This window comes from Pseudoalteromonas sp. SCSIO 43210, from assembly GCF_054133285.1.
Window position 1 is genome coordinate 4851771 of record NZ_CP087225.1, and the last position, 16504, is coordinate 4868274.

The following is a 16504-nucleotide window of genomic DNA, read 5'->3' on the forward strand; positions in this document are numbered from 1 at the left end:
CTATTAGCGCCTTCTAGTTAGTTAAAACTTACTTGTAGTTTTCGTAAATTTTATCAAGCGGTTCCGAAAGCCCACTTTCTTGCACTATACGTACATGCTCACGTTTTAATTCGCGTGCACTAGTCACACCACAAGAATGAGCTATTAACCCAGCGCCATAATGAATGTATTTATTATAGTTAGCTACTCGCTGCGCTTTATCAGCTACATCTAAGCCGCGTTGCAAACGCTCGTTATGCGTAGTGATCCCGGTTGGACAAGTATCTTTATTACATTGCATTGCTTGAATACAGCCCAGTGCAAACATATGACCACGAGCCGATACAACAAAATCAGCACCGAGCGCCAATGCCCAAGCAACCTTTGAAGGAACAATTAATTTACCAGAAGCGATTATTTTAATACGATCTCGAAGCCCATGTTTTTCAAGCATATTAACTACAAGCGGTAAACTTTCGCGCAGTGGTAAACCCACCGAATCCATAAGCGGTTGCGGTGCTGCGCCCGTACCACCATCAGCACTATCTATGGTAATAAAGTCAGGTGCAGACTCGATACCACGGTGGTTTATTTCAGCGAACAACGTTTCTAACCATCCGTATGCACCAATAACAGCTTTAAACCCTGTAGGCTTACCTGTCGCGTTACGTACAGTGGCAATCATATCAAGAATATCGGCTGGATTTTTAATTTCAGGGTGACCATTGGGGCTAATCGAATCTTGCCCTTCTGGTATCCCCCTAATTTTAGCTATTTCGGCATTAACTTTGCGCCCTGGAAGCATTCCACCCTTGCCAGGTTTAGCGCCTTGGCTCATTTTTAGTTCAAACATTTTTACTTGTTCGTGAGCCGCTATTTCTTTAAGCTTTTCAGTACTTAAATTACCGTGCTCGTCTCGTGCACCATATTTAGCGGTACCAATTTGAAAAACAATATCAGCCCCACCTTCTAAGTGATAAGGGCTTAATCCCCCTTCACCGGTGTTCATCCAACAACCTGCTAACTTAGCTCCTTTTGATAAAGCACGTACAGCGGGTTTTGATAACGCACCAAAGCTCATACCTGATACATTAAATAGCGAGTTGGTGGTGTAAGGTGTTTTACAGTATGGACCCAAAGTAACATTACTCGGGTCGAGCGCTTCTTCATCTAAAGTAGGAAACGCACAGTTCATAAACATAACTGTACCCGTTACTTCTAAGCTTTGCGTAGAGCCAAATGCCGCAGTACGGTCAACATCTTTTGCAGCACGATAAACCCAGCTTCGTTCAGCTCGATTAAATGGCATTTCTTCTCTATCTTGCGCAAAAAAGTACTGCCTGAAGAACTCCCCTTGGCGCTCAAAAAAATACCGAAAACGCCCTATCACGGGGTAATTTCGCCTTATAGCGTGCTTAGTTTGTGTAATATCGCGAAAATAAAAAACAATTACAGTAAGCACAACGCACCCGAGTAAAACTATAAACATACTTGCAAATATATCGATACTAAACATTATAAAATTGCTCATTTATGACCCTTGGTGATTTTTAAAATAAGACCTAATAAGTACTGACCGCTTTAATGAACTAAATGGCTCATCATAATTACTAACCTGCTTACTTAAATAAATACAACTACTTACCAACAGAGTACTAACTTACATAGCTATAAAAACAACTCAGTACCCATTTTTAAAAATTATACTTATTTACTTTCCAGCTTAACTGATTCATTTTTTATATACATACGTACTTGTGTTTCTAGCACTGATAAAGGTACTGAACCATGGCGTAATATTTGATGATGGAATTCACGAATATCAAAATTTTTCCCAAGCACTTGCTCTGCCTCAGCGCGTAAACGTTTAATAGTTAACTCACCAATTTTGTATGACAGTGCCTGTGCTGGCCACGATATATAACGATCGGTTTCCGTTTTAACATTATGCAGCGAAAGCGCGGTGTTTTCGCTCATAAAGTTCATAGCCCGATCTCTACTCCAGCCATACATGTGCATTCCCGTATCAACAACTAAACGTGCTGCTCGCCACATTTCATAAGTTAAGCGACCAAAACGGCTATATGGGTTTTGATAAAAGCCAGCTTCTAAGCCCAAGTATTCAGAGTAAAGCCCCCAACCTTCGCCAAATGCCGAAAGGTAAGCATCACGACGGTAGCTCGGTAGATTTTCAAGCTCGGCATTAAGTGATATTTGTAAATGATGTCCTGGCACTGCTTCGTGCAGAGTCAACGCTTCTAAAACATAGAGAGGGCGCTTATCTAATGCGTAAGTATTCACCCAATAATAACCTGCTTCATCATCTCGATTAGAGCCAGAATAACGGCCTGTTGTGTATTTAGGAGCAATATTGGCTGGTACGGGGGCTACGCCATAAGGTTTACGTGGCAAGGTATGAAATAGCTTAGGCAGCTGTGCATCCATTTTTTTAGCAATATAAGATGCTTCTTTTAAAAGCTGCTCTGGTGTTGTGGCATAAAATTGTGGATCCGTACGTAAAAAGTGAATAAATTCGGCGAATGTGCCTTTAAAACCTACTTCAGCTATTACGTCCTCCATTTCACTGCGAATTCGAGCGACCTCTTTTAATCCAAGTTCATGAATCTCTTTAGGCGTCATGTCGGTAGTAGTGTAATACTTAGCTCTGTTTTTATAAAATGCCTCGCCATTAGGTGTATCTGATATGCCAACGCTTGTGCGTGCACTAGGTCGATACTGCTGCGTAAAAAACACTAAATAATTTTTATAAGACTGTATAACATCTTCTTTTATAATGTTTTTAGCTTTTTGTTGTAGTGCCTTAAATTCACTATCGCTCAAACCAGCAGTATTAGTTAAAAAAGGTTTATAAAACTCAGATGTAGTTATATCGTCAACAATGTAAGCATTAATTGAATCTTCGTAACCCTCTAGCACAGCTTTAGGTTGAGTAAGGCCCGTTTCTATCCCTTTTTTCATCCAATATATGTTTTGTTCAAAAAACCGTGGAACTTGCGCCAAACGTGCAAGGTATGTATCGAAATCTTGCTGATTTTTATATTGAGAGCTATTGATGATGTATGATAATCCAGAGTGAAAACCATACTCTGATGTAAGCGGCATATAATGCGCATTGAATATATACTCATCAACGCTGTTTTGTACTTGTGCTCGAATAATGCTGAAGTTTATTTGATTTTCATCACTTAATTTATCAATGCTGACGGTATCTAACTCGGCAAGTAACTGTGTTTTATTCTTATATTCTTGCGCTAAAAATTCGGGCGATAGATTTGGTAACAAGTAACCTTTAACCCCTTTTGCATTGCTATAAGGATTAATGCTTTGTCTGTAATCAACAATGCTTTTGGCTATCTGCGTAAACTGTTGATCTGCATTTTGCGTTGTTATTTGACATGCACTTAATGAGCATAAAAACATGAAACCAAGTAAAGAATGGCGCATTGGCCGCTGTAAAAAATGATTCATTGCAATTTAACTTGACGATGTAATAGATATCACAAAGCTATCGTAGGCTAAATAAATAGCAAGTAAATGAGACCAATCAACGGTTATAAACCTTACTAAAACTAAGTGTATTTCGAGAGTAAAGTATATCAACAGAAGTAAAAACAAGCTTAATTGATGAGAAAAGCAGCTATTGAGTTGTTAAAATGAAAATTTAAGTTCCGTAACTCTTTTTTTACTTTTAAATAACCGCCATAACGATTACTGTAGTAAAAAATAATAAAAGCTCGGATGCATAACCGCCTCACGGAATGAGATATTTAAATTAACTCTTATGCGTACTCAGTTGGTATTTAAAAATGATGTTCCATGATTCCATGGCAATTGCACAAGAAAAGATGACTAAAGTGTGTGTGTTTTTAGAGCGTTATGCGCTGCCGCCAACCCCGCTTAATTTTCAAGTAATTTATACCTATATTAGCCAAGCCAATATAAACCTTAAAAATGCACTAGAACGTGCGATTGCAACAGAAGAAAATATAGACAGTGTTTTAATTGAACAATTATATTTTCAATTTTTAAATGAAGGGCACACAACTCAGGTCTCGATGATTCAAAATGTTGACGGTATTATCGGGTCACTTTCTCGAAATGCTCAAGCAACAGAAAAACAAATTATCCGCTTTGCTGATCAAGTAAATGAATGTGTACATACGCTTGATGAAAACAGTATAGAACAAAGCCGTAAAGCACTTAAAATCCTCAATACACAAACCGTAGAGTTACTAGAGCAGCATAAACAATTTAAGAAAGAACTTAGCAAAGCTAAAAAGTTACACGAAAAAACGCAAAAGCAATTAACTCAGCTCCGAAAGCAGCATATAGTAGATAGCCAAACGGGCCTTTATAAACGTCATTATTTAACTCAACAAACCCAAGTTTGGACAAATCAAGAAAAGTCCATTTGTGCCATTGCTGTTCAAATAGATAACCTTGATCACTTTGTTGATAATTATGGTGATATTCTTGGTGAAGTTATTTTGAATAAAGTCGCTAAGCAAGTACAAAAGTATGTATTCCAAAGCGGTTTACCTGGACGGACTGCTAAAGACCAATTTACTATATTACTCGCCGACATTGATCCTGAAACGGCAACTTTAATAGCCGAAAAAGTACGTAATGGGGTAGAAAAGTTGCGATTTGTTAGCTCAAAAAGTGGCACAAAACTACCCGCTATAAACTTATCATTAGGTATTGCACAGCATCAGCAACAAGATGATTTTAATCAACTTGCTAAAAAAGCCTCAAATGCAGCTTTTAAAGCTCGATCTCTTGGGCAAAGTTGTTTTATTGCTGGGCATTAAATCACCTGATAAATCATATTCAAATTGCACCTGCAGTACACAATAAAGTACACTAGTGCTTATTGCCACGATAGAGATTAATCATGAACGAAACACCGCAAAAGACCACGCATTTTGGCTATAAAACGGTAGCTGAAAACGACAAAGCCTCAATGGTTGCAGACGTATTTCACTCAGTTGCAGCAAAATACGATGTAATGAATGATTTAATGTCTTTTGGTGTGCACCGCTTATGGAAACGTCAAACTATTGCCAGTTCTGGTGTTCGCAAGGGCCATCATGTACTTGATTTAGCTGGCGGCACTGGTGATTTAACGGCTAAATTTAGTCAATTAGTCGGTGAAACAGGTCAAGTTGTTTTAGGCGATATTAACTCCTCAATGCTCAAAGTGGGCCGTGAGAAGCTGCATAACTTGGGTCTTGTTGGTAATATTGACTACGTACAAATGAACGCCGAAATGCTGCCATTTCCAGATAATAGCTTTGATGTGATCACTATTGCTTTTGGTTTACGTAATGTAACCGATAAAGACAAAGCACTTCGTTCTATGTACCGTATTTTAAAGCCAGGTGGTCGCTTACTAGTGCTAGAATTCTCCAAGCCTGAGCATGAAGTACTAAGTAAAGCTTACGATTTTTATTCATTTAATTTATTACCAACAATGGGCAAACTAGTTGCTAACGACAGCGAGTCGTACAAATATTTAGCCGAATCGATTCGTATGCATCCAGATCAAGATACCCTTAAAGCAATGATGGATGACGCTGGCTTTGAACAAACAACTTATCAAAACCTAACAGGTGGTATTGTTGCACTTCACCGTGGTTTTAAATACTAAGGCAGAGTGATATGGCGCTTGAACAAGTAACTGAAAAAAATAATGATAGGTCAACCACATCTACTTTTTTCATGTTGCCTAACTTTGTACTTTCGCTTATCGAGCATGTACTTAATCAAGCACTTAAACTCGACCCAAAGCTTTCAAAAAAACTAAATGAAGTTAAAGAGCTGCGTTTAGTTGTTGAAGTAAGAGATTGGCAACAAACAATCCAACTCGTTTTTGCTGATAAAAAACTACATTTATATACCGCACAAAGCAGTGATAACGCTGATTGCATGATAAGCGCCGATATAGATACGCTTATTGCGCTAAAAAATCCAGCGATGCTTACCCAGCTAATACGCCAAGATAAACTCGACCTGCAAGGTGATTTGAATATTGCCCAAACTTACAGTAACGCATTTTCGAGTTTAGATATTGATTGGCCAGAACAACTATCAAAGCATATTGGCGATGGCCCGGCCCAGCAACTTTATTTACACTTAACCTCGCTCAAGCAGCAAAGCAGTAAAGTAAAAAAGCAGTTAGCCACTACACTTACTAGTTTATGTCAGGATGAGCTTGCTATAACTATTCATCCCTTAGAGCTTGAGCAATTCAAACAACAAAACCGAGTAATTAAAAGCCAAGTTGCTGCTATTGAGCAGCGTATAAACGCCTTATTAAACATCGTAACCCGCTAAGGATTTTTTGTGTCGACTGCACGATTGTATTACATCACTAAAACACTACTTAGCTACGGGTTAGATGAGTTAGTCCCTAAGCATAAAACGCCCTGGTTTGCCAAAATAATGCGTGGAAGCTTTTTTTGGCTACGCAATCAGCATAAAGAAAAATCAGTAGGGTTGCGTTTACGTCTTGCATTACAAGAGCTTGGTCCTGTATGGATTAAGTTTGGCCAAATGCTCTCCACCCGTCGCGATTTACTACCACACGATATAGCCCTAGAGCTCGCGTTTTTACAAGATCAGGTACAACCTTTTGAAGGTGAACTTGCACAAGAAATCATTGAAAAAGCACTCGAAATTAATGATATAAGTGAATTATTTAGTGAGTTTTCACAAGCACCGCTGGCCTCGGCATCTATAGCGCAAGTCCACACAGCAAAACTTATTGATGAGCACAACATTGAGCAAGATGTTGTAATAAAAGTTATTCGTCCAAATATTCATGAACAGATTAATGCTGACTTAGCGTTAATGGAGAAGCTCGCTAAAGTACTTGCCAAAGTACATAACGAGTCAAAGCGCCTGCGCCCTGTAGAAGTTGTTAAAGAGTATAAAAAAACACTCCTTGATGAACTCGACTTAATGCGAGAAGGCGCTAATGGCATTCAGCTTAAGCGTAACTTTGAAGATTCTGATTCTCTTTATATCCCTGCAGTTTATAGCGATTATAGCCGCCATAATATATTAGTGATGGAGCGTATTTACGGCATACCTGTCTCTGATACTGATGCACTATTAGCACAAAATACTAATATGAAATTACTTGCTGAACGCGGTGTAGAGGTGTTTTTTACACAAGTATTTAGAGACAGTTTTTTTCATGCTGATATGCATCCTGGCAATATATTTGTCTCTCGCGAACATCCTGAAAACCCAAAATACATTGGTATAGATTGTGGTATTGTTGGTACGCTTAATAAAGAAGATAAACGCTATTTAGCTGAAAATTTCATTGCCTTTTTTAATCGTGATTATCGCCAAGTTGCCCAGCTACATGTTGATTCAGGTTGGGTACCACCCGATACCAGCATTGAAGAATTTGAATTTGCGATTCGTACAGTGTGTGAGCCTATATTTAACAAGCCACTTGCTGAAATTTCATTTGGTCATGTGCTTGTTAATTTATTTAATACCGCACGCCGCTTTAATATGCAGGTACAACCTCAACTCGTACTACTACAAAAAACTTTATTGTATGTTGAAGGGTTAGGCAGACAGCTTTACCCGCAACTGGATTTATGGAAAACAGCTAAACCCTTTTTAGAAGACTGGGTAAAACAACAAGTCGGCCCATTATCTGTATTGAAACAAATGTATGCTAATTTACCTTTTTGGGCAGAAAAAATGCCCGAGCTACCGGATTTAATTTATCAAAATTTAAAGCGAACTCCTCGCACTCAAGTACAAATACAAAAGGTATCTCAAAAACCTTTAATCTTGGGCTTGTTTGGTAGTGCGACAATAATCATGTCAGCTCTTTCTTATTTACAGCACGATTTAATTGCTGCCAGCATCGCTATTAGCTGCTCTGCTGTTAGCTTTATAACTGCATGGCGCAGCGCATAAACTAAGTGCTATTTGCGTTATTGAGCGTATAATTAGTATTTAAAATATACATTTAATCATTTTATAGACTGGAGATAACCATGGGTTTTGGTGGTATTAGTATTTGGCAATTATTGATTGTACTAGCAATCATCGTTCTTCTTTTTGGTACTAAAAAGTTACGTGGAATGGGTGGGGACTTAGGCGGTGCTGTTAAAGGCTTTAAAAAAGCCATGTCTGATGAAAAAAGTACAGAACAAGACACTACCGAGCAAATCCAAAAATCAGAAAATGCAGCTCCAAACGATCCAGCTAACGCTGAAAAAACCAAAGATAGTAATAAGGTTTAATTAGCATGGGAATGTGGGAGCTTGTTATTGTTCTTATTGTTGGTTTAGTGGTTTTAGGCCCTGAACGCTTGCCTGTGGCTATAAGAACAGTGAGCCGCTGGATTAAAACAGCCAAGTCGCTAGCTAATTCAGTTAAAGCCGAAGTCAGCGAAGAGCTACGCGTACATGAGCTGCATGAAAACCTTAAAAAAGCAGAGCAACAAAACTTAAAAGACTTAAGCCCTGAACTGCAAAACTCGTTGAGCGAGCTACAACAAGCAGCTCAATCAGTTACCCACAGCTATAAAAAACAACCGCCAAAGACAGAAAACAAGCAACATATTGATGAAAAAAAGTGAAATTAATTTCCTTTTCAATGGTCAACTTACTAAATGGTATAAATAATAATGGTTGAGCAAGTAAAATCGGGGTTTGTGGCTCACTTAATTGAGTTACGAGATCGACTTATAAAAGCACTATTGAGCATTTTCGTTATTTTTATTGCCATAGTGTATTTTGCAAATGACATTTACGCTTTTGTTGCACAGCCGCTAGTCTCACATTTGCCAAGCACTGCAACTATGATTGCAACTGATGTGACAGCACCTTTTTTCGCCCCTTTTAAACTGACTTTATTTGTCGCTTTATTTGCATCTATTCCATGGATATTACATCAAATTTGGGGGTTTATCGCACCAGGGTTATATCAGCACGAAAAGAAAATGCTCATGCCTATTCTCGCCTCTAGCATAATACTGTTTTATGGTGGTATAGCCTTTTGTTACTTTGTAGTACTGCCAATTATTTTAGGCTTTTTTACAAGCGCAGGTCCTGAGATGATGACTCTTGCGCCCGACATAAGTAGTTATTTAGGATTTGTATTAAAATTATTTTTTGCTTTTGGTGTCGCGTTTGAAATTCCAGTTGCCATTATGCTGCTATGCTGGAGTGGCGCAACAACGACAACAAGCTTAAAAGAAAAACGCCCTTATATCGTGGTAGGTGTTTTTGTAGTCGCGATGTTTTTAACACCGCCTGATGTATTATCACAAACATTACTAGCGTTTCCGATGCTGCTTTTGTTTGAACTAGGCTTAATTTTAGCGAAATTTTATACCGCTAAACCACAACAAGAATCTGAGGAATAAAATGAAAAAACAACTACTCTCACTATTGGTTTTATTAAGCGCACCCACATTTGCTGCGCAAACAGAAATTAACACTCAAGCATTACAAGCATGTAGCTTTATTGAAAACGACTTTAACCGTTTGCTATGTTACGACAATACTATTGCGGGTAAATCGCTAACCAAGCCATCAGTTTCAAAAGTTTTAGCACCACCAACAACAAATACTAACGTGCCAATACCTGCTCCAACACAGAAAGCGTCATCAGTTGCAAATGCCGATGATTTTGGTTTAGAGCATAAAGAAGTACACAAAGAAAAAGATACTGAAATTAAAGCTACAATTACTTCAATAGAGAAAGCAGCTTATGGTGAGCTCATTATTAATTTAGATAATGATCAACAATGGCGTCAAATTGGCTCTGATAGTATGCGCTTAAAAGAAAGTGATACGGTTGTTATAACTCGTGGTGTTTTTAACTCATTTTTATTAAAAAAAGCGAATCAAAATCGCTCTATTCGCGTTAAGCGCACTAAGTAATGTCGTATACCTTAATTGATGCTGGTGTTAATTTAACTAACCATCAGTTTGATGAACAGCATCAAGAGATTATTAACCGCGCCAATAGTGCAGGCGTTAACAACATGCTTATTATTGGCTGTGACATAGCAGGGAGTGAACAATCTCTTGAGCTGGCTATAAAGTATCAGCAATACTCTACAGCCGGCATACACCCTCATGATGCAAAATCAGCCACCAGCGAATTAGAGACTCAATTAAAACACCTTGCAAAGCACGATGAGGTGGTTGCTATTGGCGAATGTGGGCTTGACTATAATCGCGATTTTTCACCTCGAGATATTCAGCGCAGCGTCTTCAGGCGCCAGCTTGCTGTAGCCGAAGATTTAAATTTACCTGTTTACCTACACGAACGTGATGCCAATGAAGATATGCTTAAAATACTTAATGAATTCAAAGTACGCGGTATACTTCACTGCTTTACCGGTAATGCTAGCTCGTTAAAAAGTTATCTAGATTTGGGGTTTTACATTGGTATTACTGGCTGGGTATGCGATGAAAGACGTGGGAAAGAGTTACAACAATTAGTCCCTCACATTCCTTTAGAACGCTTGCTACTCGAAACTGATTCACCTTTTTTAATTCCGCGCTCGATTAAGCCTAAACCCAAATCACGTAAAAATGAACCCGCATTACTTCCACATATTTGCCAAACTGTCGCTCAACTGTATAAAATTGAAGCTGAAACTGTAGCAACTCAAACTACAAAAAACTTTAATCACATTTTTGCTCTAGAGACACGTTAATGATAGTTGCAAAAGTTTTATTTAGCCTACTTACCCTAGTATGTGTATTTAACGCTTCTGCAAATCCCATTGTAATAAGCCAAAATTTTAAATCCCAAAATATCATAAATTTAAACTATTCTTTTGAACCAACTTCGCTTTTAGAAGCTCGAAATAGTAATTTGAAAAATTGGCATTCACTTAAAAATAGCTCATTAAACTTAGGGTTAGAACAACGACCAGTATGGCTTACATTTACAATAAAAAACACACTCAACAGTGAAGTTGAGCCACTACTTTCAATAGATAATCCTCTCTTAAATAAAGTTCAGGTTTTTCATTTACACAATTCTGAGCTGCTTTCACAAACACAAATAGGCGACGCCTTTGTGCTTTCTCAGCGCCTAATAAAAAGCGAATCTTTATTAGTTAAATTAACATTGCCTGCAAACACAACAACAACTGTGATCATCAAAGTTACGGATAGTGCGGGGTTACGAGTACCTTTAACTTTGTGGCAGCAAGATAGTTATTTAGCTTACAAAGGTAAACTAAATTTAATATATGGTTTGCTCATTGGTTTTGTATTTTCGTTAGCCTTTAGCTGTCTTGTTTTATATGGGTTCTCACGCAAGCTCTATTTTGCTTGTGCTGGTATGATAACGTTGACGTTAGGTTTATTACTCTCCTATTTGTGTGGATTTGGCTTGCGTTTTTTTCATCCAAACCTAACGGGTATTCAGCAACTAATGAGCTCTATGTTACTGATGCTTATTACCTTGTTGTTTTTACCTTTACAGCAACTCATTTGCCAACCTAAACGCTCTACGCTGTTAAAGGTACAAACGATGATAACCAGCCTATTTGCCATTTCATTACTATGTGTTTGGCTGCTACCTAACTTAATCGTTACTTTATTTAGCCTTGTAACTATTCCTATTATTTTGTGCTTTTATATTATCACTACACTTATATGTACTCGTAGTGACCCATCCAAACAAAATAAAGGCCTTTTACTGACTTTAATCTTCTTCCTTATAGTTATGGCCTACTTTATTGCTACAGCAATGGGCTGGTATTCCCTTGGTCAGAATAGTTTAGTTATTGTCTTTATTTGCTTTTTTAGCTGTATTTTTTGTTTGTGCTATACCGTAATGGAAAAGTTTATTTTGCAACGCGACCAACAAATAGTTACGCAGCAAACCTTGATTGCTAAAAATACGGCGCAAGATACACTCTTAAACGAACGTCTAGCGTTACAAGAAAAAGCTCGCCGAGAGTTAGAAGCGCTTGTCGACGAACGAACCTTTGAACTGCAAGTAACCTTAAGAGAGCTTGAAGAGAAAAATAGAGAGCTTGAGCAACTTAATACTGAAGATGCTTTAACCGGTATAAAAAACCGTCGCTTTTTTGATAAGAAATTAATAATGGAGCTTCGCCGTTCTCGCCGAGAGCAAACGCCATTAAGTATTATTATGCTTGATATAGACCGCTTCAAAACAATTAATGATACGTATGGTCATTTAACTGGCGATCAGGTTATTAGAGCGGTGTCAGATATTATAAAAAATAATCTAAAGCGTCCACTTGATGAAGTTGCACGCTACGGTGGCGAAGAATTTGTAGTGCTGCTTCCAAATACACCAAATGAAGGCGCGTTAGATATTGCAGAACAAATACGCGAAACAATTGCGCAAAGTACTGTTATTGTTGCTGGCACTGACATTAAATTTACAATTAGTGCTGGTGTTTACACTAGCGTCGCAGATGATCTTAACACCCCCGAAATATTTACCGAGCACGCTGATAAAGCCCTCTATTACGCTAAACAGCACGGTCGTAATCAAGTAATTAATTTTCCAATTCCACAGTAGGAGTATTCTAATATGGCCCAATCAGGACTAGACCTTTTTCCGTATACTCGTATGCGCAGAATGCGTAGAAGCGATTTTTCTCGTCGTCTAATGGCTGAAAACCAACTTAGCGTAAACGATTTAATCTACCCCGTTTTCGTACTTGAAGGTAAAAATCGTCGTGAAGCGATTGAATCAATGCCCGGCATTGAACGTTTATCAATAGATTTATTGCTTATTGAGGCAAAAGAGCTCGTTGAGCTCGGCGTGCCAGCCATTGCAATCTTTCCGGTAACGCCTACAGATAAAAAGTCATTATTCGCCGAAGAAGCTTACAATGAAGATGGTTTAGTGCAACGAACTGTTCGCGCTTTAAAAGAAGCTTACCCTGAACTCGGTGTAATTACTGATGGTGCACTTGACCCATTCACTACACATGGGCAAGACGGCATCATTGATGACTCAGGTTACGTCATCAATGATGTAACAACTGAAATATTGGTTAAACAAGCACTTTCTCATGCACAAGCTGGAGCCGATGTTATCGCTCCTTCAGATATGATGGATGGCCGTATTGGCGCAATTCGTGAAGCACTTGAAGCGGATGGCTTTATCCATACTCGCATTATGGCTTATTCAGCTAAGTATGCCTCTAGCTATTATGGTCCTTTCAGAGATGCAATAGGTTCTGCAGGGAACTTAAAAGGTGCTGACAAAAAGACCTACCAGATGGATCCTGCAAACTCTGACGAAGCAATACGTGAAGTTGCATTAGACTTACAAGAAGGCGCTGATATGGTTATGGTTAAACCTGGCATGCCTTATTTAGATATTGTACGTCGCGTAAAAGATGAATTTGGCGTGCCAACTTTCGCCTATCAAGTTAGCGGCGAATACGCTATGCACAAAGCCGCAATCGATAATGGCTGGCTGAACGAGGAAGCAACAATAATGGAATCTCTCTTGGCATTTAAGCGAGCTGGTGCTGATGGTATTCTGACTTATTTCACTAAACAAGCTGCACAATACTTAAAAAGTAAATAATGTAATACAATAGTCACAATTTCGCTATTTTTGCTTTCATTTTATTTACTTGTTGTATTTTATTTGTAATAAATTTTCCTTAAACTAAGTGTCCCATTTGGGACACAATACACGGGAAAAAAATAATAATGTTTAAAACAAAAATAACGCCACTAGCGCTTGTTATAGCAAGCCTTAGTGCACCAGCCTCCGCTAATCTTATCATTTCGGAATATGTAGAAGGTAGTAGCAACAATAAAGCAATTGAGCTTTATAACAACTCGACTGATTCGTTATCACTTGCTGGCTATAAATTAAATTTATATGTGAACGGTAAAACAACGATACAATCTACGCTCGACTTATCAGCTACTTTACCTGCCAACGGAACCTATGTAATCGTAAACCCAAGTTCAAATGATGAGCTAAAAGGTAAAGCTGATTTAGAGCATAGTGTTACAAGCTTTAACGGTGATGATGCATTAGTTCTAATTCAAGGCGACACTGTCATTGATAGTTTTGGTCAATTTGGTACGGATCCGGGCTCTTATTGGTCTGAAGGTGGCGTACAAACACAAAATAAAACACTTCGTCGCAACGATAGCGTCCTCGTTGGCCGTACCTCGCCAAGCGCTCCTTTTGACCCAAGCGAAGAATGGGTGCAATTTGACCAAGATGATTTTTCTGGTTTAGGCGTATTTGGTAGTGACTCAGCTCCAGTACCAGAACCTGAGCCACTAGATCCATTAGTATGTGGTGCAGATAAAACATTGATTAGCGCTATTCAAGGCGATGGTGCAGCAAGCCCTCTTGTGGGTAGTGTTGTTGAACTTGAAGGCGTTGTAACAGCAGACTTCCAAGGCGACGATGAGTTAAAAGGCTTTTTTATAAGCTCACTTGCTGCAGATATAGACGCTAACCCACTGACTTCTGAAGGCCTGTTTGTTTACTTTGCAGATACTGAAGTAAGTGTAGGCGACCATGTACGTGTGCAAGGTACTGTTGAAGAATATTTTGATGCAACACAAATCGGCAGCGTAAGCCAAGTAGCTGTTTGTGATACTGGCTTAGCTTCAGCCGCTACAAAAATAACTTTGCCTTTAGCTGATGCAACTTATTTAGAATCGTTTGAAGGTATGCTAGTAACGCTAGAACAGCCATTAGTTGTTACCAATAACTTTGGCCTTGGTCGATATGGTGAAGTTGAAGTCGCGACTGAGCGCTTGTATCAAGGTACGCAAGTTGCGTTACCTGGTGATACTGCTAACGCAGTTGAAGCCGAAAACTTAACTAAGAAAATATTAATCGATGATGGCTCAACTGTTCAAAATCTAGATCCTACAGCCTATCCAACTCCTGGTTTATCAGCAGAAAATACATTACGTACTGGTGATACAGTAAATACAGTGACTGGTGCACTTGCTTATAGCTTTAGCCTTTACCGAATTCACCCAACTGTAGCACCTCAATTTATTGCAACAAATGCACGTAAAGACGCACCTGAACTTAATGCTGAGGCAGATTTACGTGTAGCAAGCTTTAACGTACTTAATTACTTTAATGGTGATGGCCAAGGTGAAGGGTTCCCTACGAGTCGCGGTGCAGATTCTGAAGCTGAATTTATTCGTCAAGAAGCCAAAATTGTAAGTGCCATTAGCGCAATGCAAGCTGATGTTGTTGGTTTGATGGAAATCGAAAATGATGGTTTTGGTGAATTTAGCGCTATTGCTAGCTTAGTTAATGCATTAAACGAAGCTGATGCAGCTAACCAGTATGCATTTGTTGACTTTGGTCTTGATCAAATCGGTACAGATGCAATCACGACTGCGTTAATTTATCGTGCTAATAAGGTAGAAGAAGTCGGTACTGCCGCTATTACTACTGATGCACCATTTGATTTTAGTAATCGTACTCCTATCGCACAAAGCTTTAAATCTTTAGCAACTGATGAAGTATTTACTGTAGCCGTAGCGCACTTAAAATCTAAAGGTGGTTGTGGTAGTGCAAGCGGCGCGAACGAAGATCAAAATGATGGCCAAGCTTGTTGGAATGAAATACGTACACAAGGTGCTAATGCATTCGCAGATTGGCTTGATAGCAAACCAACGGGTGTTGACGACGAAGATACTATTCTAGTTGGCGACATGAATGCTTACGCAATGGAAGATCCAATACGTGCGTTTGCTGATAAAGGATATAAAAATGTAGTCGCAGAGCTTGATGGCAATACTCTTGCTTACTCTTATAGCTTCTCTGGCCGTGCTGGTAGCCTTGACCATGCAGTAGCTAGTGCATCATTACTTAGCAAGGTAGTATCAGCTAAAGATTGGCATATTAATGCTGATGAACCAATTTCGCTTGATTACAATGTTGAATTTAAAAGTGATGCTCAACAATCAAGTTTATATTCTCAAAGCGCATACCGCGCCTCAGATCATGATCCTGTAATTGTTGATATAAAATCTGAAATTACGCTAACACCAGAAGAGCAAACACCCGTTATTACAGCGAATCAAACGTTTGCTATTGATGAAAATAGCGCGATTGGGACAGTAATTGGTACGCTTGATTTTAGTGACCCTAATGCAGATGAGTCACCGGTTATTAAATTTATTGTATCAGGAAACAGCAGTGTTTCTATTAACAACCAGGGACAACTTATTGTAGCCGGTGAGTTAGATTACGAGTTTGAAAACCGCATTACCTTATCTGTTCAAGCACAAGATAGTGCTGGTAACGTATCTAAAGCTGAAAATGTAGCTATTAAAGTTAATAACCTACGTTCAGATGACGATAACGATGCAGGTTCATTATTTTGGTTAACACTTCTTTTAGCGCCGCTATCAATCGTGCGTAGATTTAAAAAGAAATAACTAATTTAGATACCCTTAAAAAGCCGCAATCGCGGCTTTTTTTATTTTTATACAAATGTAATTCAGAC

The 16504-nt window shown here is 38.7% G+C and carries 14 protein-coding genes; 12 read left to right on the plus strand and 2 right to left on the minus strand.

The genetic code is table 11. The features are described 5' to 3' along the window. Window positions 1–28: 28 nt before the first annotated feature. Both LOS73_RS21005 and LOS73_RS21010 read right to left on the minus strand, forming a co-directional pair. Complete coding sequence (locus tag LOS73_RS21005) at window positions 29–1510, minus strand: FMN-binding glutamate synthase family protein (protein WP_033023783.1); 1482 nt, start codon at window positions 1508–1510, stop codon at window positions 29–31. 176 nt (window positions 1511–1686) lie between these two features. Next, the gene (locus tag LOS73_RS21010) at window positions 1687–3468 is read right to left on the minus strand and encodes a DUF885 domain-containing protein (protein ID WP_033031177.1); all 1782 of its coding nucleotides are present in this window, start codon (window positions 3466–3468) and stop codon (window positions 1687–1689) included. A gap of 356 nt (window positions 3469–3824) precedes the next feature. Here LOS73_RS21010 and LOS73_RS21015 point away from each other — a divergent pair, with 356 nt between their 5' ends. The 12 genes from LOS73_RS21015 (at window position 3825) to LOS73_RS21070 (ending at window position 16436) form a co-directional block, all read left to right on the plus strand. Further along, the gene (locus LOS73_RS21015) at window positions 3825–4811 is read left to right on the plus strand and encodes a GGDEF domain-containing protein (RefSeq protein ID WP_007378027.1); all 987 of its coding nucleotides are present in this window, start codon (window positions 3825–3827) and stop codon (window positions 4809–4811) included. An 83-nt stretch (window positions 4812–4894) separates the two neighbouring features. Next, window positions 4895–5650: a bifunctional demethylmenaquinone methyltransferase/2-methoxy-6-polyprenyl-1,4-benzoquinol methylase UbiE gene (gene ubiE / locus LOS73_RS21020; protein WP_007378026.1), complete on the plus strand. Its 756-nt coding sequence runs from the start codon at window positions 4895–4897 to the stop codon at window positions 5648–5650. 11 nt (window positions 5651–5661) lie between these two features. Continuing rightward, window positions 5662–6336 carry a ubiquinone biosynthesis accessory factor UbiJ gene (locus LOS73_RS21025; RefSeq protein ID WP_007378025.1) on the plus strand — a complete coding sequence of 225 codons (675 nt, stop codon included), beginning with the start codon at window positions 5662–5664 and terminating at the stop codon, window positions 6334–6336. Between the two features lie 9 nt (window positions 6337–6345). Next, entirely contained in the window at window positions 6346–7947 is a 1602-nt protein-coding gene (ubiB, locus tag LOS73_RS21030; protein WP_457934260.1) for a ubiquinone biosynthesis regulatory protein kinase UbiB, read from the plus strand. Window positions 7948–8027: 80 nt separating this feature from the next. Beyond that, window positions 8028–8276, plus strand: coding sequence for a Sec-independent protein translocase subunit TatA (gene tatA, locus LOS73_RS21035; protein ID WP_007378023.1), 249 nt, complete (start codon window positions 8028–8030; stop codon window positions 8274–8276). A 5-nt stretch (window positions 8277–8281) separates the two neighbouring features. Beyond that, window positions 8282–8614: a Sec-independent protein translocase protein TatB gene (gene tatB, locus LOS73_RS21040; protein WP_457934261.1), complete on the plus strand. Its 333-nt coding sequence runs from the start codon at window positions 8282–8284 to the stop codon at window positions 8612–8614. Between the two features lie 48 nt (window positions 8615–8662). Further along, on the plus strand, window positions 8663–9403 hold the full coding sequence (gene tatC / locus LOS73_RS21045) for a twin-arginine translocase subunit TatC (protein ID WP_007378021.1): 741 nt from the start codon (window positions 8663–8665) through the stop codon (window positions 9401–9403). A gap of 1 nt (window position 9404) precedes the next feature. Continuing rightward, the gene (locus LOS73_RS21050) at window positions 9405–9923 is read left to right on the plus strand and encodes a hypothetical protein (RefSeq protein ID WP_457934262.1); all 519 of its coding nucleotides are present in this window, start codon (window positions 9405–9407) and stop codon (window positions 9921–9923) included. Then, complete coding sequence (locus LOS73_RS21055) at window positions 9923–10708, plus strand: TatD family hydrolase (protein ID WP_457934263.1); 786 nt, start codon at window positions 9923–9925, stop codon at window positions 10706–10708. Before LOS73_RS21050 ends, LOS73_RS21055 begins: the two co-directional genes overlap by 1 nt. Then, complete coding sequence (locus LOS73_RS21060) at window positions 10708–12561, plus strand: diguanylate cyclase (RefSeq protein ID WP_457934264.1); 1854 nt, start codon at window positions 10708–10710, stop codon at window positions 12559–12561. Before LOS73_RS21055 ends, LOS73_RS21060 begins: the two co-directional genes overlap by 1 nt. A gap of 12 nt (window positions 12562–12573) precedes the next feature. After that, window positions 12574–13584: a porphobilinogen synthase gene (gene hemB / locus LOS73_RS21065; RefSeq protein WP_457934265.1), complete on the plus strand. Its 1011-nt coding sequence runs from the start codon at window positions 12574–12576 to the stop codon at window positions 13582–13584. A 128-nt stretch (window positions 13585–13712) separates the two neighbouring features. Continuing rightward, window positions 13713–16436 (plus strand): ExeM/NucH family extracellular endonuclease, encoded by a 2724-nt coding sequence (locus LOS73_RS21070; protein WP_457934266.1) that lies wholly within the window; start codon window positions 13713–13715, stop codon window positions 16434–16436. The last annotated feature ends 68 nt before the right edge of the window (window positions 16437–16504 follow it).

Coding starts and splice junctions, on each gene's coding strand:
- hemB (WP_457934265.1), top strand. CDS start 12,574: ATGGCCCAATCAGGACTAGACCTTTTTCCGTATACTCGTATGCGCAGA.
- LOS73_RS21070 (WP_457934266.1), top strand. CDS start 13,713: ATGTTTAAAACAAAAATAACGCCACTAGCGCTTGTTATAGCAAGCCTT.
- tatC (WP_007378021.1), top strand. CDS start 8,663: ATGGTTGAGCAAGTAAAATCGGGGTTTGTGGCTCACTTAATTGAGTTA.
- ubiE (WP_007378026.1), top strand. CDS start 4,895: ATGAACGAAACACCGCAAAAGACCACGCATTTTGGCTATAAAACGGTA.
- LOS73_RS21055 (WP_457934263.1), top strand. CDS start 9,923: ATGTCGTATACCTTAATTGATGCTGGTGTTAATTTAACTAACCATCAG.
- LOS73_RS21015 (WP_007378027.1), top strand. CDS start 3,825: ATGGCAATTGCACAAGAAAAGATGACTAAAGTGTGTGTGTTTTTAGAG.
- LOS73_RS21050 (WP_457934262.1), top strand. CDS start 9,405: ATGAAAAAACAACTACTCTCACTATTGGTTTTATTAAGCGCACCCACA.
- LOS73_RS21060 (WP_457934264.1), top strand. CDS start 10,708: ATGATAGTTGCAAAAGTTTTATTTAGCCTACTTACCCTAGTATGTGTA.
- tatA (WP_007378023.1), top strand. CDS start 8,028: ATGGGTTTTGGTGGTATTAGTATTTGGCAATTATTGATTGTACTAGCA.
- LOS73_RS21005 (WP_033023783.1), bottom strand. CDS start 1,510: ATGAGCAATTTTATAATGTTTAGTATCGATATATTTGCAAGTATGTTT.
- LOS73_RS21025 (WP_007378025.1), top strand. CDS start 5,662: ATGGCGCTTGAACAAGTAACTGAAAAAAATAATGATAGGTCAACCACA.
- tatB (WP_457934261.1), top strand. CDS start 8,282: ATGGGAATGTGGGAGCTTGTTATTGTTCTTATTGTTGGTTTAGTGGTT.
- LOS73_RS21010 (WP_033031177.1), bottom strand. CDS start 3,468: ATGAATCATTTTTTACAGCGGCCAATGCGCCATTCTTTACTTGGTTTC.